Source organism: Spirosoma rhododendri, assembly GCF_012849055.1.
Lineage (GTDB): Bacteria > Bacteroidota > Bacteroidia > Cytophagales > Spirosomataceae > Spirosoma > Spirosoma rhododendri.
The window spans coordinates 3,685,696-3,706,328 of sequence record NZ_CP051677.1 but is presented as its reverse complement, the minus strand read 5'-3'; the positions used below and the strand labels follow the sequence as shown (position 1 = coordinate 3,706,328).

The window sequence follows — 20,633 nt, the reverse complement described above, 5'->3', positions numbered from 1 at the left end:
TATGGCAGATATCAAACGGCAACGCGTGACCCGCGCCGACGGGAAAGCCATTAACCTCGTGCAGCGCCGGGGGCACCTGTCGTACTGTTACAACGCCTGCTGCTGCGGGCGCGTCGACCGGGGGTACGCGGCCATTCCGGTCGACCTGTACAAGAGCGAGTGGATGCGCCGAAAAATCCGCAACGTCGTCCACATGACCAAAGGCGGCTGTCTGGGCCCGTGTACACTCGCCAATGTCGTAACGCTACTATTCGACGGGCAGTCGGTCTGGTTTCACTCCATCAACAGCGACTGGCAGATCATCGCCATTTTTGACTACATCGACAGTATGATTACCGCCGATGGCTACCTGCCGCCCCCAGCCGAGCTGTCGGAATACGTCTTTCAGTTTTACAGCTGGAAGGGCTCCGAAACAGCCACACAGACGGGGCAGGTGGCCCTACCAACAAGCGGTGTCGTGTTCCTGACCCATGCCGACACCGACCTGCTAACGATGAACCGGGTGATACAAACGCTGCCCGACGATTTCCCGAAAACGACGGGGCTGAGTTTACTGGCGATCAAGAGCGAAGCGCAGATGGCGCAGTTGCTCGACCGCGAGATTGGTGCCGCCCAGATTATCATTCTCCGCATTCACGGTCGGCCGAGCAGCGTACCGGGCTTTGGCGAACTGGTTCGTCGGGCCAACGAGCGGGGGCAGCACCTGATCGTCATTAGCGGCACGGGTGATCTGAACCCGGAATTTGCCGCCGTCTCGACGGTGTCGCCCGCCATTCTGCACGAAACGCTGGCCTACGTACAGGCCGGGGGGTATCAGAACCTGACGTCGCTGCTGTACTTTTTGTCGGACCACCTGCTGCTGACGGGTTTCGGGGCCGACGCGCCGGTGCAACTCCCCAACCACGGCATTTACCACCCTGATCTGCCCGAAAACACCGACCTTCAGGACTGGGTGCAACGCCACAACCCCGACTGGCCGACGGTGGGCATCACGTTCTACCGCTCGCACTGGATCAGCGGCAATACAGCTTTCGTGGACGCGCTGGTGCGGTCGCTGGAAGAGAAATCGCTCAACGCGCTGCCCGTGTTCACGACCTCGCTTAAAGCCATCGATTCTGACACAGGTGCGCCGTTTGCGTTCGCGTTTTTTCAGTCCGATCGGGGCGGCATCGCCATTGACAACCTCATCAACACCATTTCCTACGCTATGACCGACCTGCGTTCGGGCGACGATGAGTCTCCCTCGCAGGCGATGCTGGCGCAACTGAATGTACCCATTTTTCAGGCCATGACGCCCGGTATGGCACGGGGACCGTGGGAGTCGTCGAACCGTGGACTGAACCCACTCGACACAGCCATGAACGTCGCTATCCCGGAGTTCGACGGGCGGATTATCACCGTGCCGGTGTCGTTCAAGGAAAAGGAGCGCACGACAAAGGGGTACGTGCCCCTCGACGACCGGGTGGAACGCGTAACGGGACTTGCCCGGCGGTTTTCGATGCTGCGGAACCTGCCCAATGCGCAGAAACGGGTCGCGTTTATCTTCACAAATTCGAACACGAAAGCATCGCAGATCGGCAACGCCGTGGGGCTGGATGCGCCCGCATCGCTGATGAATATTCTGCGCGCCATGCAGGCCGAAGGTTATCAGGTCGGCGACCTGCCCGCTACCGGCACCGACCTGATCCACCAGTTGATCCACCGCTGTTCGTACGACCAAACGTACCTGACGACCGACCAACTGGCGAACGCGGCCGGGCGGGTGCCGACGGCGCAGTACGCCCGCTGGTTTGCCGACCTGCCCGAAGTCGTGCAGCAGAAAATGACGAAGCAGTGGGGACCGCCCCCCGGCGAAACCTACGTCCACGACGGGCACATCGCGCTGGCGGGGCTGCACCTGGGCAACACGTTCGTGGCCCTGCAACCCCCGCGCGGCTATGGCATGGACCCCGACGCCATTTACCATCAGCCCGACCTTCCGCCGACGCACCACTACTACGCCCTCTACCGCTGGCTCCGCGACGACTGGCAGGCCGACGCCATCGTACACGTTGGCAAGCACGGTACATTGGAATGGCTACCGGGCAAAAGCATCGGCCTGTCGGCGAACTGCTTCCCGGATGCGTTGCTGGGTGATCTGCCGCTTTTCTACCCCTTCATTATCAACGACCCCGGCGAAGGATCGCAGGCGAAACGACGCGCCCACGCAGTGGTGGTCGATCACCTGACGCCACCCATGACGTCGGCCGATAGTTACGGCGAACTGGCCCAACTGACGCAACTGGTCGATGAATATTATCAGGTCGAGACGATGGACCCGGCCAAGCTGCCGCTGCTGCAACGGCAGATCTGGACGCTCATCAAACAGACCAATCTGGACATGGACCTGTCGGCCATGCTCAGCCGCGACCACGGCGACCACAAGCACGAGTGGGACGACGAGATGACACCCGACGGGGTGCCGGTGAGCCTGACGGAGATGGACGGCAAGGACGTGGCGCACCTGATCGAAGACATCGACGGCTACCTCTGCGAACTAGGTGCGGCTCAGATTCGCAACGGCCTGCACACGCTGGGCGAGATGCCCACCGGCGACGCGCTGATCGATATGCTGCAATCGCTTACCCGACTGCCCAACGCATCCGCACCGAGCCTGTCCACCGAAATCGCCCACCTGTTCGGCTTCGACCTGAACGACTTGCAATCGGCTAAAGGCACCCGGCTCACGACCGTTTCCGACCAGTTCACGGACCTCGCCGGACGCCCCGTCGTGACCGCTGCCGACGCGCTTGAGGTGATTGACGAACTGAGCAACCACCTGTTCCGCGTGGCTGAACAACACCGATTCCGCACCGGTCAGATCGATCAGATCGTGTTCGAAACGTTCAACCTGCCCCCCGCCACGCCCGCCCTAACCGGCATCCGGCAGGTACTGACCTACGTTTGTGAGCGACTCCTGCCGAACCTGGTCCGCACCGATGACGAATTGGTCAACCTCTTACATGGCTTGTCGGGCGGGTACGTACCGGCGGGGCCGAGTGGCGCACCGACGCGCGGGCAAGCGCACATTCTGCCGACGGGCCGCAACTTCTACGCCGTCGATCCGCGCGCGCTGCCATCGCAGGCGGCCTGGGAGGTGGGGCAGCAACTGGCCCGTGAAGTCCTCGACCGACACTGGAAGGAAACCGGCCGCTACCCCGAAAGCGTCGGCATCAGTATCTGGGGCACGAGCGCGATGCGTACCAGTGGCGACGATGCCGCCGAGGTGATGGCCCTGCTGGGGGTACGGCCCGTCTGGCAGGCCGAAAGTCGGCGCGTGGTCGATATTGCGGTGATTCCGCTGGCTGAGTTGGGTCGCCCGCGCATCGACGTTACGACCCGTATCAGCGGCTTTTTCCGCGACGCCTTCCCCCACCTCATCGAGTTGCTGGACGACGCTGTGCAACGAGTCATTGCGCTGGATGAACCACCGGAGCAGAACTTCGTCCGCAAGCATTACCTGGCTGAACTGGCACAGTTGCAGGCGCAGGACGTACCCCTCGAAGAAGCCGAAGAGCGGGCGGGTTACCGCATTTTCGGCGCGGCACCGGGTAGCTACGGCGCGGGGATTCTACCGCTCATCAACGAGAAAAACTGGCATACCGACGCTGATTTTGCCGAAACCTACGTCAACTGGGGCGGCTACGCCTACACGCGCACTGTACAGGGGACCGACGCCCGCGACGAGTTCCGGCAACGGCTGTCGGGCGTGGAAGTGGCCCTGCACAATCAGGATAATCGCGAACACGACATTTTCGACAGCGACGATTACCTGCAATTCCACGGCGGGATGATTGCCACCATCCGCAGCCTGACGGGTCAACAGCCGAAGCATTATTTCGGCGATTCACAGAACCCCGCCCGGCCCGTTGTCCGCGATCTGAAGGAGGAAGCCCTACGCGTGTTCCGCTCGCGGGTCGTCAATCCGAAGTGGATCGAGAGCATCAAAAAACACGGCTACAAAGGCGGTCTGGAACTGACCGCTACGGTCGATTACCTATTCGGCTACGACGCCACCGCGCAGGTCGTCGACGACTGGATGTACGCGAAAGTCGGTGAAACCTATGCCCTCGACCCCGCCATGCAGCAATTCTTCGCCGACAACAATCCGTGGGCGTTGAACGCCATCGCCGAACGCCTGCTCGAAGCCGCCCAACGCGGTCTATGGGCCGAACCGTCGCCCGACATGCTAAACGCGTTGCAGGGCATCTACCTCACCAGCGAACGCCTGCTCGAAGCCCGGAACGAATAGATGCGGAGATTAACCAACATATTCTCCGCAAGTTTGCGGAGAATAGGGCAACCAGTACACGTATGACAGCTAACAACTGTCTGATTATTTTCTCAGCGTAACGATGACTTACCCATTTTCTGCCCTCGTTGGTCAGCCGCTGCTCAAACAGGCCCTGCTGCTGTGCGCCGTCAATCCGGGCATTGGCGGGGTACTGATTCGGGGCGACAAAGGCACGGCGAAAAGTACCGCCGTTCGGGGGTTATCAGCCGTCATGCCGCCAGTCCAGCGTGTAGCAAATTCACGCTTCAACTGCCGCCCCGACGAGCCGCTGTCGGTTTGCGACGCCTGTCAGCAAGCCGACTATCAGATTGAATCCATCGCCGTTCCGTTTGTCGATTTACCGCTGGGCGCGACCGAAGACCGGGTAGTGGGTAGTCTCGATCTGGAAAGCGTACTGGTCGACCGGCAGAAGAAACTCCTACCGGGGCTGCTGGCGTCGGCACATCAGGGCATTCTCTACATCGATGAGGTAAACCTACTGGCCGATCATCTGGTCGATGTACTGCTCGACGTGGCGGCAATGGGCGTCAATACGGTACAGCGCGACGGACTGTCGGTCAGTCATCCCGCACGGTTCATGCTGCTTGGTACGATGAATCCCGAAGAAGGCACGCTGCGCCCGCAGTTCCTCGACCGGTTCGGATTAGTGGTCGATGTAGCGGCTCCTCGCGCGGTCGAGGAGCGCACTGAGGTTGTGCGCCGACGCATCGCGTTTGAAGCCGACCCGGTTGCCTTCACCGAGCAGTGGACCAGCGAGCAGCAAACGTTGCAGCATAAGATTGAGCAGGCCCGGCAGTTGCTGCCATCCGTCCGCATGGCCGATGGGATGCTGACGCTGATCAGCCAGCTTTGCACCGACCTGAACATCGTCAGCCTGCGAGCCGACATCGTGTTGTACAAAACAGCCCTGACGATAGCCGCTCTTGCCGGACGTACCGACGTGACACCCGACGACGTAAAGCAGGCGGCTGAACTGGCATTACCCCACCGGCAACGTAAAAAAGCAACCGACGCATCACCGCCAGCCGCCAACCGCCCTCATACGTCAACTGCTCCACCACAACCGCCTGCCGAAAACAGAGCAGGATCGGATAGCACAGAGCCGGATTCAGCACCGAACGATTCATCGGAAGAAGACAAGGGGCAAAATCCTGAATCAGCCCAACCGGAACGGATATTCGGTGCACTGCCACTGGTCAATGCACCGACGTTACCAATCGTACCGGCCGAAACCCTACGTCAGCCCCACCCGGCTCCGGCGGGAAAGCATCAGGTGACAAACGGCCATCAGCAGGGCGCGTTTGTGCGTGCCGTTCCCAATCCGCAGCCGACCGACCTGGCCGTTACGGCTACGCTTCAGAGCGCGCTGCTTCGCGATGCGAGTGACATCACCATCAGCCGCGACGACTTGCATCAGACGGTGCGGGCAAGTAAGACCGGGCGGCTGATTCTGTTCGTCGTGGATGCGTCGGGGTCAATGGCAGCCGGTCAGCGAATGGAAGCGGTGAAAGGAGCCGTACTAAGTCTGCTGACCGACGCCTATCAGCACCGCGACAGCGTGGGTGTCATCAGTTTCCGGGGTGTCGACGCACAATTGCTACTGCCGCCGACGCGAAACGTCGAGCAGGCCGAGCAAGCGTTGCATACGTTACCCACTGGCGGGCGGACACCCCTGCCCCACGCCCTGCAACTCGCCCTCGACATGATGCAGCAGTTCCGCGATCAGCGTCCGTTACTGGTTATCCTCAGCGACGGCAAAGCCAACGTTTCCCTGCCGGGTCTGTCCGCCGGGGCGGGCGGTGGCGATGCGTGGCAGCAGGTCGTGCAGCTTGCCGGTCAGGTACGCGCCCAATCCGTCCCCGCGCTGGTCCTGGACACCGACGCCGACTACCTGCGTTTGGGCCGCGCCAACGCCCTTGCCGACGCCTTGGGAGCAGACTGTATTTCGCTGGATAGCTTGTCGCCCAATGCGCTCACAGAAACCGTTTCGAGCTATATTCTCACGAAGTAGGCACGAACAGTTGTGTGTCAACTACGACCCATCAGGGGCTTTTTTACGCTCTGTTTATGTTGTAGTTTTGTTTTGTACCCATTTATTCAGCAATAGGTATGAGCACGCTCGAAATAGAACTTGTCGATCAGAAAGCGCTGAAGCTCCTACAGGATATGGAAGAGTTAAATCTGATACGAGTGATACGGAAAAAGTCGGGTATGGCTGCGCTGCGAAAGCAGGTTCAGACGAAAATGAGTGAGACCGAAATAAATAGCCAGTCAGGGTGAATCTCATCGACTAAAAGTAGTACAGTTCGAACTTGATAGTTGCCAACCGCCCTCTTATGTAAATCTAATAAACATCGAAGCCGCTAATGATAACCGTGCATATCGACGACGCCCAGTTGGAGCAACGCATCAACGATGAGGTAAATGCCACCGGAAAGAGTGTGCAGTTGGTCATTGAAGAACTGTTGAGCGCAGCCTTGCCGACACTGGAATACCCGCATCTTAATCCCACCGAGCATGGGCACATCATTGCTGATTCGCTGGATCTATCCAACGAACAATCAGCAAATACGACGCTGTTCGGTCAGGTTACCGACTCCGCTGACTACGTTTCCAATCTTCGTAAAGCTTCCTGGCGTCGCTAATGCTTTTAACCGATACGTCGATTTTAATCGATTACCTACGTAAGCGCCCCGACGCCGTTGCTTTTGTTAATACCATTGGGAAAGCTAACCTGGCGATCAATACCATCATCGCCATGGAGTTATATCAGGGCGCGTTGAACAAGCCGGAATTCACCACGATTCAGAAGGAGTTACAGGGCTTTTTCATGTTACCCGTCAACGAACCAATAGCACAATTGGCGTTGCAACTTTCGCAGTTATATGCTCTATCTCATCACATAGGGCTTCCAGACACCTTTATTGCTGCTACAGCCCTAATCTATAACATCGAGTTGCGGACATACAACATCAAAGATTTTCGATTCATCCCCCGGTTGCGCGTATCCAACTCGCTGATCTATTAAGTCTGCTTTCATGCTTAACCTTCGGCCCATCATGTTTGTCGGGACGGCCTCCGACGTGGGAAAGAGCGTCATTACGGCCGGCTTCTGCCGCATTTTCAAACAGGACGGTTACCAGCCCGCGCCATTCAAGGCACAGAATATGTCGCTCAACAGCTACGCGACGCCGGACGGGCTGGAAATCGGTCGGGCGCAGGCGGTACAGGCCGAAGCTGCCGGACTCCCCTGCCATACCGACATGAATCCGGTACTGCTCAAACCCACCAACGACCGCAGTTCGCAGGTGATTCTGAACGGTAAACCCATCGGTAATCAGTCGGCCTACGATTATTTCATGGGCAACGACCGGGCTGAGCTATTTGCCGCCGTAACGCAGGCATTCGACCGGTTGGCCAGTCGGCATTCGCCCGTCGTGATGGAAGGCGCAGGTAGCATATCGGAGCTGAACCTGAAGCACCGCGACATTACCAACCTACGCATCGCGTACCATGCCGGAGCCGCTACCTATCTCATCGGCGACATTGACCGGGGCGGTCTGTTCGGCAGCGTATATGGCACCATCGCCCTGCTGACGCCCGACGAACGGGCACTCATCAAAGGCATCATCATCAACAAGTTCCGGGGCGACGCTCGTCTGTTCGACGACGGTCGTCGGATGCTGGAAGAGCTGACGGGTGTACCGGTAGTCGGGATGCTACCCTACTTCCGCGATATCTTTATTGAGCAGGAAGATTCGGTCGCACTCGAACAGAAAGCCCGGTCGATGTCAGCGGGAAAGGTAAATGTGGCGGTGGTGCTGCTCAAACGGATGTCCAACTTCACCGACTTCGACCGGCTGGAGCGCGACCCGCGCGTGAATCTGTTCTACACCCATCAGCCCGACGACATCGCGCAGGCTGACATCGTGATTCTGCCGGGCAGCAAAAACACCATTGACGACCTACTGACCATCAAAAATAACGGCATCGCCCGGGCAATTACCGACGTATACAAGCGGGGTAAAACGGTCATTGGCATTTGCGGAGGCTATCAGATGCTGGGCGAAGTCGTGGAAGATCCCGACCATCTGGAAGGCCCCATCGAAACGCTACCGGGACTCGGCCTGCTACCCATCCGGACGATATTGCAACCCGTCAAAACGACGCAGCAGCGCAGCTTTACGTACCGCCAAACGACTGACCCGTGCCGAGGTTACGAGATTCATATGGGGCAGACCGATGTTACGGGCACGCCGAACCCCCTCGCCCGGCTCGACAATGGGCAACCGGACGGCTACTTACTCCATGACCGTTGCTGGGGGACGTACCTGCACGGCATTCTCGACAACGATATCGTCATCAATGATCTGCTGGCCCCCTACACGGCCGGGTCGACTAATGAGCCGTTCGACTACGCCCATTTTAAAGAAGAGCAGTACGACCGGCTAGCCGAACTTATTCGCCAACACGTCGACATGGAGCAGATTTACAGCTCGATGCGAGCATAAGTTCATCCGTCAGTCTGACGAAACTCCAGAATATCGCCGGGCTGACAATCCAGCGCGTTGCAAATGGCTTCGAGGGTCGAAAACCGAACTGCTTTCGCCTTTCCCGTCTTCAGTATAGACAGGTTCGCCAGCGTTAGATCGACTTTTTCCGATAATTCATTCAGCGACATCTTACGCTTCGCCATCATCACATCCAGATTTACGATAATCGGCATGGCTTAGACAGTCAACTCGTTCTCGGCCTGCATTTCGGTTCCTCGTCTGAACACCAGCGCAACGATGAAAACGACGCCTGCCATAAACAGGTATTCGGAGCTACCCCAACTTTGAGTAATTGCCACGCCCCGTTTAGCCAGCCAGCCGCAATACCCCTCCGCAATCAGCGCCAGCACGCTCATCCCAAGCATAAGCTGACTGATCGTATCGACCCATGACGCTACCCGTGTGCTGAATGGATAGTCCAGATTGAGTGTCGAAAGAATCTGGATCAGTATGTAAAAAACGTGTGCCTTCAGGCAGTACAGCGCAGCCAGTAGCGAAACCACGGAGATATAATGACGCATGCCAGCCTGACGAAGCATGGATAAGTCCAGATCGGCATAAATTTCTCCCGCCAGAGCCGGGTTACCCATGAGGCTAATGATGAAGGAAATGATTAGTCCCCCTGCTTTAATACACAGGCCAATGTAGATGATCCAGGCAACGACATGAGCCACTGGTATGATCTGTTTTGTCTTTGTTTTCATGATTCCGATCATTTGTTCGATACAAGGTTCAATAAAAATTTATTGAATTACAATAAATTTTTATTCACAAATAGAAAATACTGATTTGTAGGGACGGTATTAAGCCCGCTAGCAGTGGACGTACCAACCCGCAGGCACGCCGGTACTGCTCAGCCTTACACGTCGATGCGCCTGTAGAGCCGGGGAGGCAAAATCGTTATCTTTGCTTGCTGATACTGAAAACGTGCTACGCTATGGTCAAGGCTATCGAGGGTACATACGAAAACGGGCAACTGACGCTGAACGAAACCTTCCCGACGTCAAAAAAGACAAAGGTTGTTGTGTTGATACTGGAAGACGAAAATCCAGCCACCACACAGCGCAAACCGGGCGGACTTAGCCACCTTGGCGGTAGCATCCCGGTTGATTTCAACGCCCCATTGGACGACTTAAACGACTACATGTGATGGACTACCTCATCGATACGCAAATTCTCATCTGGTTTGAGTTGAACGGTTCGGAACTCAAGCCCGCAATAAGAGAGATGCTAATCGATGGGCGTAACAGTATTTGGGTTGCCCAACTCTCACTGTTCGAAATAGCGATCAAACAAACAATCGGCAAGTTGCCGGACCTTCGCTGGGACACAATCACACTCGCCAATCAATTGGAACAGGATGGCTTTCTACTCCTGCCCCTAAAAACTGCCCACATCGCGGTCTACAATTCAATACCCCTATTGGCCAATCACCGCGACCCGTTCGACCGGCTGCTCATGGCATCGGCTATAGCGGAGGGGCTGACTATTATCTCTGCCGACGAACAGTTTCGGCGGTACGTTCCTCAGATTCAGTTGGTCGAAGCCTGATTTATGCTACACGGACATGGCGATGACCGCTATCGCTACGCGACCCCGATTCGCGCCGATTTCAGCACCAACGTTTGGTATGGTGGCGAACCGGCAGGTCTGAAAGATTACCTATTCAGTCAGTGGGACCGGATTAACCGCTACCCCGACGCACTGGCGGGGCAACTGGCCGAACAGATCGCTGGTCACCACCGGCTTGCCGCCGATCAGGTGCTGGTCAACAGCGGCACGACCGAGACGATTTATTTGATCGCGCAGGCATTCGCCGGTAGCCACACGACAATCGTTACGCCCGCCTTTGCGGAGTACGAAGACGCCTGCCGGATGCACGGCCATCAGCTCGACTTTCTCGACTGGAACACGCTCACGGATACACCTTCGCTCTCGGCTGAGTTGGTATTTATCTGTAATCCAAACAACCCGACAGGAGCCATTTTTCACGCATTAGCTGCCTGGATGGACAGAAATCCGCAAACGCTGTTTGTGGTCGACGAAGCGTTCATTGAGTTTACCGACAAACTGGAAACGGCCCTGCCCCTGCTCGCTCAGTACGACAATCTATTGGTTATGCGGTCACTGACGAAGGCCTACGCCATTCCGGGGCTACGGCTGGGCTACGTCATTGGGTCGCCGTTGCTGATCACCCGGCTGACGGCCTGCAAACAACCGTGGACAGTGAATGCGATGGCGATGGCCGCCGGGCAGTTCATCTTCGATCACTACGACCACATTCAACTGCCGCTAAGCCAACTGCTGGCCGACCGGCGGGCGTTTACCGATGCGCTGGACCAACTGCCAACGATTCAAGCCCTCGACACGGCCACCCACTTCTTCCTGGCTGAAACCCGCACCGGGACGGCGGCCGATTTGAAAGCGTATTTGCTCAACCAACACGGCCTGCTCATCCGCGACGCCAGTAACTTTCGGGGGCTGCGACCGGGCCATTTTCGACTTTGCACCCTCGCACCCGACAAAAATGCGCTGCTCATCGACGCACTGACCGAATGGATGCACTGATACAATTGGGACTTCCACTGCTGCTGGGCTATGTGCTTGATCTGCTCATTGGCGATCCCGACAACTGGCCGCATCCTGTTCGGGTATTTGGTAATCTGATTGCCGCCGGTGAGCGCCGACTCAACCGGGGAACAGGCCGTTTCGGTAAAGGGGCTGCGCTAACAATTGGCCTATGCGTCGGCGTCTGGCTGTTTTTCTACAGCCTAAACGCGCTTGCTTTACGCATTCATCCGGCCGTTTACGTGCTCATCAACAGCCTGTTTGTCTGGTACGGGTTGGCCAACAACAACCTGATTACCGAAGGGAAGGCCGTGTTTCGGGTGCTGAAACAGGACGGCCTGGAAGCCGGACGGCGGCAGGTAGCCCGCATTGTCGGGCGGGACACGTCGCGGTTGAGTGCCCAGCAGATTCGGATCGCGGCACTGGAAACCATGTCGGAAAACCTCAGCGATGGCGTCATTGCGCCACTGTTTTTCTACGGGCTGGCGGGCGTACCGGGCATGATGACCTACAAGCTGATTAACACACTGGACTCAATGATCGGCTACCGCAGCGACCGCTACGAACAGTTTGGCAAATTCGCAGCCCGGCTCGATGATCTTGCCAACCTCGTTCCGGCCCGGCTAACGGCCTTGCTGATGAGCCTGTCGGGGGGTAGTCTCCGGGCATTGCAGTTCGCCCTCCGGTACGGTCGTCGACATAAAAGCCCCAACGCCGGTTACCCCGAAGCCGCACTGGCAGGCATGCTCGATTGCCGCTTCGGCGGGCCAAACGTCTATCACGGTATACTAGTCGACAAACCGTTTATCGGCGAGCACGATCGACCCATCGAACCCGACGATATCGACCGGGCGGTTGCCATTAATCACCGCACCTGCCTGCTGATGGTGATGGCGCTGCTGGGTATCTTTGCGCTGCTCTATGCCTAATTTTGTTATTTCTGGTGGCCCCGGCGCGGGGAAAACCACACTGCTCAATGCCCTGCAAACGGCAGGTTACCATACTGTCGACGAAGCGTCGCGGGTGCTGATTCAGGAGCAGGTTGCAGAGGGGGGGCGTTGTTTGCCATGGGTTGATTTACCCTGCTTTGCCCGGCTGGCGCTGCATCGTATGATCTTTGACTACCACCAGACGTCGACACAGCCCGGCAGCTCAGCAACGTTTTTCGACCGGGGTATTCCCGACATCGTCGCCTACCTGCGGGTCGCGGGCTTACCCGTCGATTCGGCCTTTTACGAGGCCGTTCAGCAGTATCCGTACCAGCAGCAGGTGTTTATGGCACCGCCCTGGGAAGCAATTTACGTCAACGACAGCGAGCGCTGGCAGACGTTTGCCGAGGCTACTTCGCTGCACAATGCCCTGGTCGACACTTATTTATCGCTGGGCTTTACCATTGTCCCGCTCCCGCTGGCCCCCGTAGCCGACCGGGTGGCGTTCATCCAGCAGACAGTATCGAGTTGCAACGTTTTATAGTTCTACAGTTGTAAAGTTGGCGTTGCGGCTGGCCAAGGTACTGCACGCTGTGTGGAACCGGGCTTAAAATTCAGCCGTTCACTCACCGAATAAACCAATCGTCCATGACCCCGTCAATCGACACGATCAATCAGATTATCCGCACCCGACGCAGCATTTTTCCGCCCGAATATACCGGTCAGGACATTCCGCGCGAGTTGCTGGAAACCGTTCTCGAAAACGCCAACTACGCCCCCACGCACCGGCTTACGCAACCCTGGCGGTTCACCGTCTTTCGGGGCGAGGGTCTGCAAAAACTCGCCGACTACATGGGCGACACCTACCGCGCCAACGCCACGCCCGAATCGTTTTCGGAGGCTAAGCTCGAAGGTGCCCGTACCAAAGTGCTGAAGTCGGCCTGTGTCATCGCCATTGTGATGGACGTACACCCCGACAAAGTGCCGGAGTGGGAAGAAGTCGCAGCGGTATCCTGTGCGGTACAAAACATGTGGCTGACAACGACCGCCCTTGGCATTGGCGCGTACTGGAGCAGCCCCAGCAACGTCAGTGCGTTGAATCAGTTCCTGAACCTGACACCCAGCCAGAAATGCGTAGGTCTGTTCTTTATGGGCTATCACCAGCCGAAAGACAAACCCGCCGTCCGGACCCCTATCGAAGAGAAAGTGACCTGGGTAGAGTAATTCCCAACGGAAAGAAATCTCAGTCTGTGTTTGTCATCGTGGTGTCGGGTTCCTGACCCGACACCACGATGACAAACACGTCTCCATACTCAACTCTGATCTCAAACAACGACGTAAGAGGAAGTTGCCACTCGGTGGCCAGCAGCAGGCGGATGACGCCCCCGTGGGTAACGACAGCCACACGCTCGTGCGGCTGTTGTCTCAGTTCATTCCAGAACGCCTGTACCCGGCTTTGCATCTGCACCAGCGTTTCCCCGTCCGGCGGGGCATTATTGACAAAATCCTGCATCCACAACTCCGATGCCTGCCGGTCGATGGTGTCCCACGTTTGCCCCTCCCACTTGCCAAAATTCAATTCATATATACGCTCGTCAGTCGTGATGGCCGACGCTATTTGTTCAGCCAGTTGTACGCACCGTCGCGACGGGCTGCTGTATACAGCGTCGAAGTTGGCGGGTAATTTTGGACGAATTACCGCCATTTCGGCAGCAAAGCTACCCGCCAGCGGCACATCAGTGCGGCCGTAGATCAGGCCCGGCGTAATGTCTGTTTTGGTGTGGCGAATCAGGTAAACTTCCATAGTATGGCTGAGAATAGGTAGAAACTTACTTCGCACACCTGCTGCGTTGCGCCCAGACAGTCGCCGGTATACCCACCGATCCAGCGGGTAAAATAGCGAGCCAGCACCATCTTCACGCCGTACAAAACAGGTACGAGTAGTACTAACAGGGGTTGTTGGGTCAACCAGACCATTGCCAGCAAAGGCACAACGGCCCAAACACCCGCCACTACCAACACACCCAGCCCGATGGTTTGCGCGACGGGTTTGGCCTTACTATCATCGGTTTCGCGGACGTAACTGTGGGTTCGAATAAACGTGGCAGCCATGAATCGACTCAGCGCGTGAGCACTCATCAAATACATCAGCAACAGGCCCGGCTGGCTAAGTAAAGAAGCACCTATATGCTTCAATACGCTGAATTTCAGCCCCAACATCAACACCAGCCCGACAACACCGTACGTACCAACCCGACTATCTTTCATAATCGTCAGGATACGCTCTTTCGTCCAGCCCCCACCGAAGCCGTCGCATACGTCGGCGAAGCCATCTTCGTGAAACGCCCCGGTCAGCAGCACCGACGCCGTCATCCCCAGCAGCAGGGCCGTGTCGGCGTCGATCAGGTAGGTACCCGCCAGCCAGACCAACCCCGTTACGGCCCCGACCAGCCAGCCGATCAGGGGCAAATAACGCGTTGCCTGATTCAGGGCCGATTCACTGTAACCCACCCACGCGGGAATGGGCAGTCGGGTGTAGAACTGGAGCGCGACGAAAAACAGCCGGAGTTCGTGTTTCATGCGTTTTCCCCACTGACACCGGCGCTCTCGAACGAGGCCATTTCATTCAGAAAGGCGACGGCACTTTGCAGAATCGGATAGGCCACGGCGCAGCCCGTCCCCTCCCCAAGCCGCATACCCAATTGCAACAGCGGTTCGGCATCCAGTTCAGCCAGCAAACGAGCATGCCCTTTCTCCGCCGACTGATGGCAAAAGACCGCAAATAGCCGAATGCTGGGGTCCAGCCTGTACGCACACAGAAACGCGACGGATGCGATAAAACCATCGACCAGCATGACCATCCGGCGACGAGCGGCTTCCAGAAATGCCCCGCACATCGTCGCAATCTCGAAGCCGCCGAACGTTTGTAATACGGCCATCGGGTCAGTCGCGTCGACGGTTGAATGCACCGCTTTTGCCTGCTCCAGAATCGCCAGTTTCTGTGTATACCGCTCGTCGGCAACGCCTGTTCCGGTACCTACACAGTCGGCAAGTGGCAGGTTCAGCAGTACGCTCATCAACATAGCAGCCGACGACGTATTGCCGATGCCCATTTCGCCAAAGCCGATGACGTTGCAGCCCGTTGCCTGCACCTGCGCGACCAGTGCGCGGCCGTTCTCCAGACAGGTAACACACTGTTCCGGCGTCATGGCGGCTTCCCGCAGAAAACTCCGCGTACCCGGTGCAACTTTAGCGTCGATCAGGTGCGGGTACGGGTCGAAGGTGTAATCGACGCCCGCATCGACCAGCTTTAGCGTGATGCCATGCTGCCGCGTGAAGACGTTGATGGCCGCGCCCCCCGCCAGAAAATTCAGCACCATCTGATACGTCACTTCGCTGGGATAGGCGCTGACGCCCTCGTTGGCAATGCCATGACTAGCCGCTACTACCACCAAATGCGGCTCAACCAGTCGTGGTTGCGTCGTTTGCTGAATCAGGGCTATCTGTTTCGCCAGTGTTTCCAGCCGTCCCAACGCCCCCAGCGGTTTTGTTTTCGTGTCAATGATGTGTTGAATCTGCTGTTCCATTGTGGGTTTTGGTGAGTGTGTGCTGTGAGCTGTGTAGCCTGGACCGGCCCGCCGGCGCGGCTCTAGGTCCGGGTGGACGCAAAGCGGCCTGTTAGCTGCCGCCCTGAGTAGTTGCCCTGACGGGCACCCGGACGTGGATCGCACCACGCCACGGTGGCCGGCGCACCGGTCCAGGCTACATAAAGCTTTGACTACGCGTTTTTCAAAAAAAGTGGCAGGCCGGAGACCATAAAAATGGCTTCGTCGGCGGTGGCGGCTACGTATTGATTGGCCCAGCCCTGGAGATCGGTGAAAGCACGGCCGAGTTCGGTGTCGGCGTGTAGCCCCATCCCGATTTCATTGGAAATAATCAGGAACGTGCCGGGCAATTTCACCAGCGCGTCGACCTCCGCGTTGAACGCCGTCAGTGTCCGGGCAACGTCGCTGTCATGGGCCATAAACAGATTCGTCAGCCAGAGCGTCACGCAGTCGATCACGGCGACCCGGTTGGCCAGCGGTAACGTAGCCAGCTTAGCTTCCTGCTCGAACGTCGTCCACTCGGGACCACGCTCGGCGCGGTGTCGGTCGACCCGCTGCCCGAACTCCGCGTCCCAAATGCGGGCCGTCGCGACGTAAACGGGTGCGTCGCTGAGCTGCCGGGCCCGTTCCTGCGCGTACCGGCTTTTGCCGCTGCGGACCCCACCGGAGATGTAAACGATCATGCTTCGGACTTAAAGCGTTTGTAGAGGAACAACTGCCATTTCTCCTCTGCAACCCCGGCTTTGTCCATTTCAGCGCGGGCCAGCGTGAAAAACAGATCCGACAGCCGGTTGACATAGGCCGGAATAGCCGGGTGAACCTCGTCGGTTTTGCGCAGTGACACCAGCCGCCGTTCGCCCCGCCGAATCTGCGTCCGGGCAACGTGGCATAGGGCCGAAATCTCGTTGCCACCCGGCAGGAGAAAGTAATCCGATGGCGACGACATGGCTGCTTCGAGCGCGTCGATCCACTGCTCACAGAAGTCAGCGCCGTCTTCCGGCATCGGGTTCTTGTTTTCCTTCTTGGCGTCCGATGGGCGAGCCAGGTGCGACATCATATCCATCAAATCTTTCTGAATCTTGTGCAGATTCGGTTGCCATTCATGGGCGTTGCCCAGCCTGACCCGCAGTAGCCCGATGGTGGAATTTGCTTCGTCGAGCGTACCAATGCATTCTACCCGCACGTCGTCTTTGTCGACCCGGCTTCCGCCAAACAGGCCCGTCGTGCCTTTGTCGCCTTTTTTCGTGTATATCTTCATAGTAATTTGATGATTATGTTGTATCCGGCAGCTTCCAGCTGTCGAGCCGCGCTAGCGGCTAATCAAGCAACTACACTTAGCCTGACGGCTCCGACAGCTAGAAGCTGTCGGGGACAACTATGACGTATTCAACATCCTCAGCAATTCACTCACTGACGTAGCCATGCGGGTTTGTCCCGCATAGGTGTACTGCCAACGCGCCTGCCCCTGTTGGAAAAAAGCTTCGATAGTCCGGTCGGCGGTGTCCTGTATCGCGAATCCCTCCCGACGCAGCGCCCGGCGCGTCCAGAACAGCAGTGACTCATTGCCCGACAGGCGGACCGCCGGACCGTTCTCATCGGGTTGCATCGTAAACGTGCCGGTCGAGCGGTCGAAGTAAAACCCGGCTTTGTCGAAGGCAGCATCGAACGCACCCGTTAGCACCAGATCTTCGGGTGCCCCCACGGCCAGATGTCCCCGTGCGTCGAACAGCCATAGTGCATCGGCGGCTTGCAGGGCCAGGTCCAGTTCGTGGGTCGATAGCAGAATCGCTTTGCCGGTTTGCCGGGTCAGTTGTCGCAGCAGCCGCATCATCTCAACGCGGTTAGGCAGGTCGAGGTGGGCCGTGGGTTCATCCAGCAAAATCAGGTCGGTATCCTGCGCCAGCGCACGGGCCAGCATCACCGTCTGCCGCTCACCATCACTCAGTTGATGCAACCGCCGGTCGGCCAGCCGGTGCGTATTCGTCAGGGTCAATGCCTGCTCAATCCGCGCCTGATCGATGGCCGTCAGTCGGCCGAAGCGGCCGGTATGCGGGGCCCGGCCCAGCGCCACCAGCTCACTTACCCGCATCGTACCCATATCCACCCGCTCGGCCAGCACCAGACTCATGCGCCGGGCCAGATCGAGCGTACTGATGTCAGTCAACGGCTGACCAGCCAGCTGCACCGTTCCGGCCAGCGGTGTCTGTAGCCCCGCCAGCGTCCGCATCAGCGTCGACTTTCCCGCCCCGTTCGGTCCCAACAGGCAAACCAGTTGACCGGCAGCTAGTGACAGCGTCAGCCCCTGCGCCACGGTACGTTGCTGCGTCGGGTAGCCGATGCTCAGGTCGTGCGTCGTTAACAGCGGTTCGTTCATCAGAAAGCCGTGCGGATGGTGTTACGACGCATGATAATCCAGATCACGACCGGCCCGCCTAGTAGCGAGGTGACGATGTTGATAGGTAGAATCGCCTGCGTACCGGGCAACTGCGCAATACTGTCGCAGATGAGCAGCAGAATGGTTCCGACCAGACAGGCCGTTGGTATCAGCAGACGATGGTCGGCGGTGTCGAGCAGTGACCGGGTCAGGTGGGGCACGGCGATACCGACGAACCCGATCGGTCCGCAGAAAGCCGTGATACTGCCCGTCAGCACACTGGTACTGAGCAGAATCAGCAGGCGGCTGCGCGGTACATTGAGGCCCATACTCCGGGCGTAGTTGTCGCCCAGCAGCAGCACGTTCAGTGACTTCGACAGTGTGAACGCCAGTAGCAGGCCACCCGCCACTACACCCGCCAGCACGTATAGGTGCGTCTGTACGACCCCGCCCAGCGAGCCAAACGTCCAGAGTAAATATTCCTGCAACTGTTCGGGCTGACTGAAATATTGCCAGATGCTGATGATCGCCAGCGTCACGGTACCGACCATCACCCCAACGATGAGCAAAACGACATTGTCGCGCAGTCGACCGGCAATTGCCAGCACCAGCGCCAGTACCAGCGCCGACCCCGCCGACGCCACCGCGACCAGCAGCCAGCTATCGCCGATGCCCAGTTGCCGGATCGCGTACAAACTGGCACTACCCCCGCTGCCCAGCATGACCAGCGCGACACCCAGCCCAGCCCCGGCCGTAATCCCCAGCTCCGACGGACCAGCCAGCGGATTGCGAAACAACGCCTGCATCTGTAACCCACTCACCGACAGGCCACAGCCGACGATAACGGCCGTGATGGCCTTGGGTAGCCGTATCTTCTGGACGATGTACAGCCACGCTTCGTTGTCGGACGTTTGGCTGAACACGATACGGGCCACTTCTTTGATCGGAATAGCTACCGACCCCAGGGCAATGTCGAGTAGAAAGCAAAGCAGCGCCAGCCCGGCCAGTACGGGCACGACGAGCCGACGCCAGGACCACGCGGATGGCGGACCGGACGGATGCGTATCAGCCGTGTTCATCACTTCAGTTGCTGATAGTAAACCAGTTGGTGCTTCGGTAGCAGATCGGGGTGCAGAATACGGATCAGGTCGGCCAGCACCAGATGCGGATTGACGGCACCGGATTCCCAGAAATCGTTGGAACCCCGACTGTTGACCCGTTTGGTATAGCTGTACAGTCGTCCGGTTTTGAAAGCTTTGAAATCGGCGTAGCGCGCGTCTTTGGCCAGTACACTCTGCTTCGAATCGACCGACATCATCCCCACGTTGAGCCAGTAGTCGGCCGTTAGGGCGACGGGGTACACGGCTTCAAAATTGAGCGGTAGGCTACCCGTTGCCCGGCGGTTCACCCACGGATATTTTCCTCCGGCATCCAGAAAAAAGCGGGTCATGTAGCTGTCGCCGTCGGGTACGAACCAGGCGTCCTTGCTGTTCATGCCGCTGATAATCGTCGGCTTGCTGGCAACCGGCTTCGTCAGCGTAGCCAGCCGGTTGTATTCCTGCTCGACCTTCGCGAATTTCTGGTTGACGAGCGTTTCTTTGTTGAGCAGCGCAGCCAGCAGTTTCACCCATTCAGCCCGGCCCAGTGGCGTTGTCTCCACCCATTCCGAGTTGATCAGCACCGGCACGCCCGCACCCCGGATGGTACGGTAATGGTCGAGCCGGGCCGTGGGGCTCCCCATCGCCATCAGCAAATCGGGCTGCATCGTAATTACCTGTTCGTCGTTGATGGTCTGGTCGCGGCCCACTTCACGGACCTTCCCCGCGTCGATGCGCTGAATCACCTTCGGCGACGATACGTATTTGAGATTACCCAGACCGACGATGAGGTCTTCCGCCCCCAGGAATTCCGCCAACCCTACGTGCATCGACGACATAGCGACGATACTCCGCAGTGGAATATCAATGACCTGACTGGCCGCGTAACCTTTCGGCGCGGGCGTTCCGCGCGGCACCAGCACGTACCGAACCGTATCGACGCTTTTGTCGAACGGACTCATGATCGACACGAATTTGTAGGGGCCGCTGTAGCGAATCGTAAAGCCTTTGGCGTAACGGATGGCAACCTGCGGACGGGCCGGAACCGCGCTTTTGGGTGCGGGCTTTGCGGTAACCGTATAGGATACGCTGCTGGTTGACAGACCAAACAACAGGCAGACAAACCAGGCGGCAATGCGTGGTTTACGCTGCAAAAAACGAGCAGTTTTTGTAT

At 58.0% G+C, this 20,633-nt stretch carries 22 protein-coding genes; 12 read left to right on the top strand and 10 right to left on the bottom strand.

Annotated features, from left to right (window positions below; genetic code table 11):
• Position 1 precedes the first annotated feature (1 nt).
• From cobN to HH216_RS15395, 6 genes are all read left to right on the top strand, one after another.
• Complete coding sequence (cobN, locus tag HH216_RS15420) at positions 2-4,291, top strand: cobaltochelatase subunit CobN (protein WP_169551618.1); 4,290 nt, start codon at positions 2-4, stop codon at positions 4,289-4,291.
• A 103-nt stretch (positions 4,292-4,394) separates the two neighbouring features.
• Positions 4,395-6,344 carry a magnesium chelatase subunit D family protein gene (locus HH216_RS15415; protein WP_169551617.1) on the top strand — a complete coding sequence of 650 codons (1,950 nt, stop codon included), beginning with the start codon at positions 4,395-4,397 and terminating at the stop codon, positions 6,342-6,344.
• Between the two features lie 98 nt (positions 6,345-6,442).
• Positions 6,443-6,613 carry a hypothetical protein gene (locus HH216_RS15410; protein ID WP_169551616.1) on the top strand — a complete coding sequence of 57 codons (171 nt, stop codon included), beginning with the start codon at positions 6,443-6,445 and terminating at the stop codon, positions 6,611-6,613.
• A 95-nt stretch (positions 6,614-6,708) separates the two neighbouring features.
• Positions 6,709-6,978: a hypothetical protein gene (locus HH216_RS15405; RefSeq protein WP_169551615.1), complete on the top strand. Its 270-nt coding sequence runs from the start codon at positions 6,709-6,711 to the stop codon at positions 6,976-6,978.
• On the top strand, positions 6,978-7,361 hold the full coding sequence (locus HH216_RS15400; protein WP_169551614.1) for a type II toxin-antitoxin system VapC family toxin: 384 nt from the start codon (positions 6,978-6,980) through the stop codon (positions 7,359-7,361). Before HH216_RS15405 ends, HH216_RS15400 begins: the two co-directional genes overlap by 1 nt.
• A 10-nt stretch (positions 7,362-7,371) precedes the next feature.
• A complete protein-coding gene (locus tag HH216_RS15395) occupies positions 7,372-8,844 on the top strand; it encodes a cobyric acid synthase (protein ID WP_169551613.1) in 1,473 nt (490 codons plus the stop codon).
• A 2-nt stretch (positions 8,845-8,846) separates the two neighbouring features.
• Here HH216_RS15395 and HH216_RS15390 read toward each other — a convergent pair whose 3' ends face one another.
• Together HH216_RS15390 and HH216_RS15385 are read right to left on the bottom strand one after the other, a co-directional pair.
• Positions 8,847-9,059 (bottom strand): helix-turn-helix domain-containing protein, encoded by a 213-nt coding sequence (locus HH216_RS15390; protein ID WP_169551612.1) that lies wholly within the window; start codon positions 9,057-9,059, stop codon positions 8,847-8,849.
• A 3-nt stretch (positions 9,060-9,062) separates the two neighbouring features.
• A complete protein-coding gene (locus HH216_RS15385; RefSeq protein ID WP_169551611.1) occupies positions 9,063-9,590 on the bottom strand; it encodes a DUF2975 domain-containing protein in 528 nt (175 codons plus the stop codon).
• Positions 9,591-9,823: 233 nt separating this feature from the next.
• On the opposite strand from HH216_RS15385, the gene HH216_RS15380 reads away from it, so the two are divergent.
• The 6 genes from HH216_RS15380 (at position 9,824) to HH216_RS15355 (ending at position 13,607) form a co-directional block, all read left to right on the top strand.
• Positions 9,824-10,036 (top strand): hypothetical protein, encoded by a 213-nt coding sequence (locus HH216_RS15380; protein WP_169551610.1) that lies wholly within the window; start codon positions 9,824-9,826, stop codon positions 10,034-10,036.
• Complete coding sequence (locus HH216_RS15375) at positions 10,036-10,437, top strand: type II toxin-antitoxin system VapC family toxin (RefSeq protein WP_169551609.1); 402 nt, start codon at positions 10,036-10,038, stop codon at positions 10,435-10,437. Before HH216_RS15380 ends, HH216_RS15375 begins: the two co-directional genes overlap by 1 nt.
• Positions 10,438-10,440: 3 nt before the next feature.
• On the top strand, positions 10,441-11,454 hold the full coding sequence (locus HH216_RS15370) for a pyridoxal phosphate-dependent aminotransferase (protein ID WP_169551608.1): 1,014 nt from the start codon (positions 10,441-10,443) through the stop codon (positions 11,452-11,454).
• A complete protein-coding gene (gene cbiB, locus HH216_RS15365; protein WP_169551607.1) occupies positions 11,442-12,383 on the top strand; it encodes an adenosylcobinamide-phosphate synthase CbiB in 942 nt (313 codons plus the stop codon). Before HH216_RS15370 ends, cbiB begins: the two co-directional genes overlap by 13 nt.
• Positions 12,376-12,927 carry an AAA family ATPase gene (locus HH216_RS15360; protein ID WP_169551606.1) on the top strand — a complete coding sequence of 184 codons (552 nt, stop codon included), beginning with the start codon at positions 12,376-12,378 and terminating at the stop codon, positions 12,925-12,927. The genes cbiB and HH216_RS15360 overlap by 8 nt, the downstream gene beginning before the upstream one ends.
• Positions 12,928-13,031: 104 nt before the next feature.
• Complete coding sequence (locus HH216_RS15355) at positions 13,032-13,607, top strand: nitroreductase family protein (RefSeq protein ID WP_169551605.1); 576 nt, start codon at positions 13,032-13,034, stop codon at positions 13,605-13,607.
• Between the two features lie 19 nt (positions 13,608-13,626).
• On the opposite strand, the gene cobC is transcribed toward HH216_RS15355, so the two are convergent.
• From cobC to HH216_RS15315, 8 genes are all read right to left on the bottom strand, one after another.
• Positions 13,627-14,187, bottom strand: coding sequence for an alpha-ribazole phosphatase (gene cobC, locus HH216_RS15350; RefSeq protein ID WP_169551604.1), 561 nt, complete (start codon positions 14,185-14,187; stop codon positions 13,627-13,629).
• Positions 14,172-14,963: an adenosylcobinamide-GDP ribazoletransferase gene (locus tag HH216_RS15345; protein ID WP_169551603.1), complete on the bottom strand. Its 792-nt coding sequence runs from the start codon at positions 14,961-14,963 to the stop codon at positions 14,172-14,174. Before HH216_RS15345 ends, cobC begins: the two co-directional genes overlap by 16 nt.
• Positions 14,960-15,970, bottom strand: a complete 1,011-nt coding sequence (cobT, locus tag HH216_RS15340) for a nicotinate-nucleotide--dimethylbenzimidazole phosphoribosyltransferase (protein ID WP_169551602.1) — start codon at positions 15,968-15,970, stop codon at positions 14,960-14,962. Before cobT ends, HH216_RS15345 begins: the two co-directional genes overlap by 4 nt.
• Positions 15,971-16,161: 191 nt before the next feature.
• Positions 16,162-16,671, bottom strand: a complete 510-nt coding sequence (locus HH216_RS15335; protein ID WP_169551601.1) for a bifunctional adenosylcobinamide kinase/adenosylcobinamide-phosphate guanylyltransferase — start codon at positions 16,669-16,671, stop codon at positions 16,162-16,164.
• Positions 16,668-17,246 carry a cob(I)yrinic acid a,c-diamide adenosyltransferase gene (locus HH216_RS15330; protein ID WP_169551600.1) on the bottom strand — a complete coding sequence of 193 codons (579 nt, stop codon included), beginning with the start codon at positions 17,244-17,246 and terminating at the stop codon, positions 16,668-16,670. The genes HH216_RS15335 and HH216_RS15330 overlap by 4 nt, the downstream gene beginning before the upstream one ends.
• Positions 17,247-17,363: 117 nt before the next feature.
• Complete coding sequence (locus HH216_RS15325; RefSeq protein ID WP_169551599.1) at positions 17,364-18,362, bottom strand: ABC transporter ATP-binding protein; 999 nt, start codon at positions 18,360-18,362, stop codon at positions 17,364-17,366.
• The gene (locus HH216_RS15320) at positions 18,362-19,441 is read right to left on the bottom strand and encodes a FecCD family ABC transporter permease (RefSeq protein WP_169551598.1); all 1,080 of its coding nucleotides are present in this window, start codon (positions 19,439-19,441) and stop codon (positions 18,362-18,364) included. Before HH216_RS15320 ends, HH216_RS15325 begins: the two co-directional genes overlap by 1 nt.
• Positions 19,441-20,613, bottom strand: a complete 1,173-nt coding sequence (locus HH216_RS15315) for an ABC transporter substrate-binding protein (protein ID WP_254448441.1) — start codon at positions 20,611-20,613, stop codon at positions 19,441-19,443. The genes HH216_RS15320 and HH216_RS15315 overlap by 1 nt, the downstream gene beginning before the upstream one ends.
• Between the last annotated feature and the right edge of the window lie 20 nt (positions 20,614-20,633).

Bases quoted from the DNA above. Each gene is read 5' to 3' on its own strand.
- HH216_RS15320 (WP_169551598.1), bottom strand. From the start codon at position 19,441: ATGAACACGGCTGATACGCATCCGTCCGGTCCGCCATCCGCGTGGTCC.
- HH216_RS15360 (WP_169551606.1), top strand. From the start codon at position 12,376: ATGCCTAATTTTGTTATTTCTGGTGGCCCCGGCGCGGGGAAAACCACA.
- HH216_RS15390 (WP_169551612.1), bottom strand. From the start codon at position 9,059: ATGCCGATTATCGTAAATCTGGATGTGATGATGGCGAAGCGTAAGATG.
- HH216_RS15335 (WP_169551601.1), bottom strand. From the start codon at position 16,671: ATGATCGTTTACATCTCCGGTGGGGTCCGCAGCGGCAAAAGCCGGTAC.
- cbiB (WP_169551607.1), top strand. From the start codon at position 11,442: ATGGATGCACTGATACAATTGGGACTTCCACTGCTGCTGGGCTATGTG.
- cobC (WP_169551604.1), bottom strand. From the start codon at position 14,187: ATGGAAGTTTACCTGATTCGCCACACCAAAACAGACATTACGCCGGGC.
- HH216_RS15325 (WP_169551599.1), bottom strand. From the start codon at position 18,362: ATGAACGAACCGCTGTTAACGACGCACGACCTGAGCATCGGCTACCCG.
- HH216_RS15385 (WP_169551611.1), bottom strand. From the start codon at position 9,590: ATGAAAACAAAGACAAAACAGATCATACCAGTGGCTCATGTCGTTGCC.
- cobN (WP_169551618.1), top strand. From the start codon at position 2: ATGGCAGATATCAAACGGCAACGCGTGACCCGCGCCGACGGGAAAGCC.
- HH216_RS15400 (WP_169551614.1), top strand. From the start codon at position 6,978: ATGCTTTTAACCGATACGTCGATTTTAATCGATTACCTACGTAAGCGC.
- HH216_RS15380 (WP_169551610.1), top strand. From the start codon at position 9,824: ATGGTCAAGGCTATCGAGGGTACATACGAAAACGGGCAACTGACGCTG.
- cobT (WP_169551602.1), bottom strand. From the start codon at position 15,970: ATGGAACAGCAGATTCAACACATCATTGACACGAAAACAAAACCGCTG.
- HH216_RS15375 (WP_169551609.1), top strand. From the start codon at position 10,036: ATGGACTACCTCATCGATACGCAAATTCTCATCTGGTTTGAGTTGAAC.
- HH216_RS15355 (WP_169551605.1), top strand. From the start codon at position 13,032: ATGACCCCGTCAATCGACACGATCAATCAGATTATCCGCACCCGACGC.
- HH216_RS15345 (WP_169551603.1), bottom strand. From the start codon at position 14,963: ATGAAACACGAACTCCGGCTGTTTTTCGTCGCGCTCCAGTTCTACACC.
- HH216_RS15330 (WP_169551600.1), bottom strand. From the start codon at position 17,246: ATGAAGATATACACGAAAAAAGGCGACAAAGGCACGACGGGCCTGTTT.
- HH216_RS15415 (WP_169551617.1), top strand. From the start codon at position 4,395: ATGACTTACCCATTTTCTGCCCTCGTTGGTCAGCCGCTGCTCAAACAG.
- HH216_RS15370 (WP_169551608.1), top strand. From the start codon at position 10,441: ATGCTACACGGACATGGCGATGACCGCTATCGCTACGCGACCCCGATT.
- HH216_RS15395 (WP_169551613.1), top strand. From the start codon at position 7,372: ATGCTTAACCTTCGGCCCATCATGTTTGTCGGGACGGCCTCCGACGTG.
- HH216_RS15410 (WP_169551616.1), top strand. From the start codon at position 6,443: ATGAGCACGCTCGAAATAGAACTTGTCGATCAGAAAGCGCTGAAGCTC.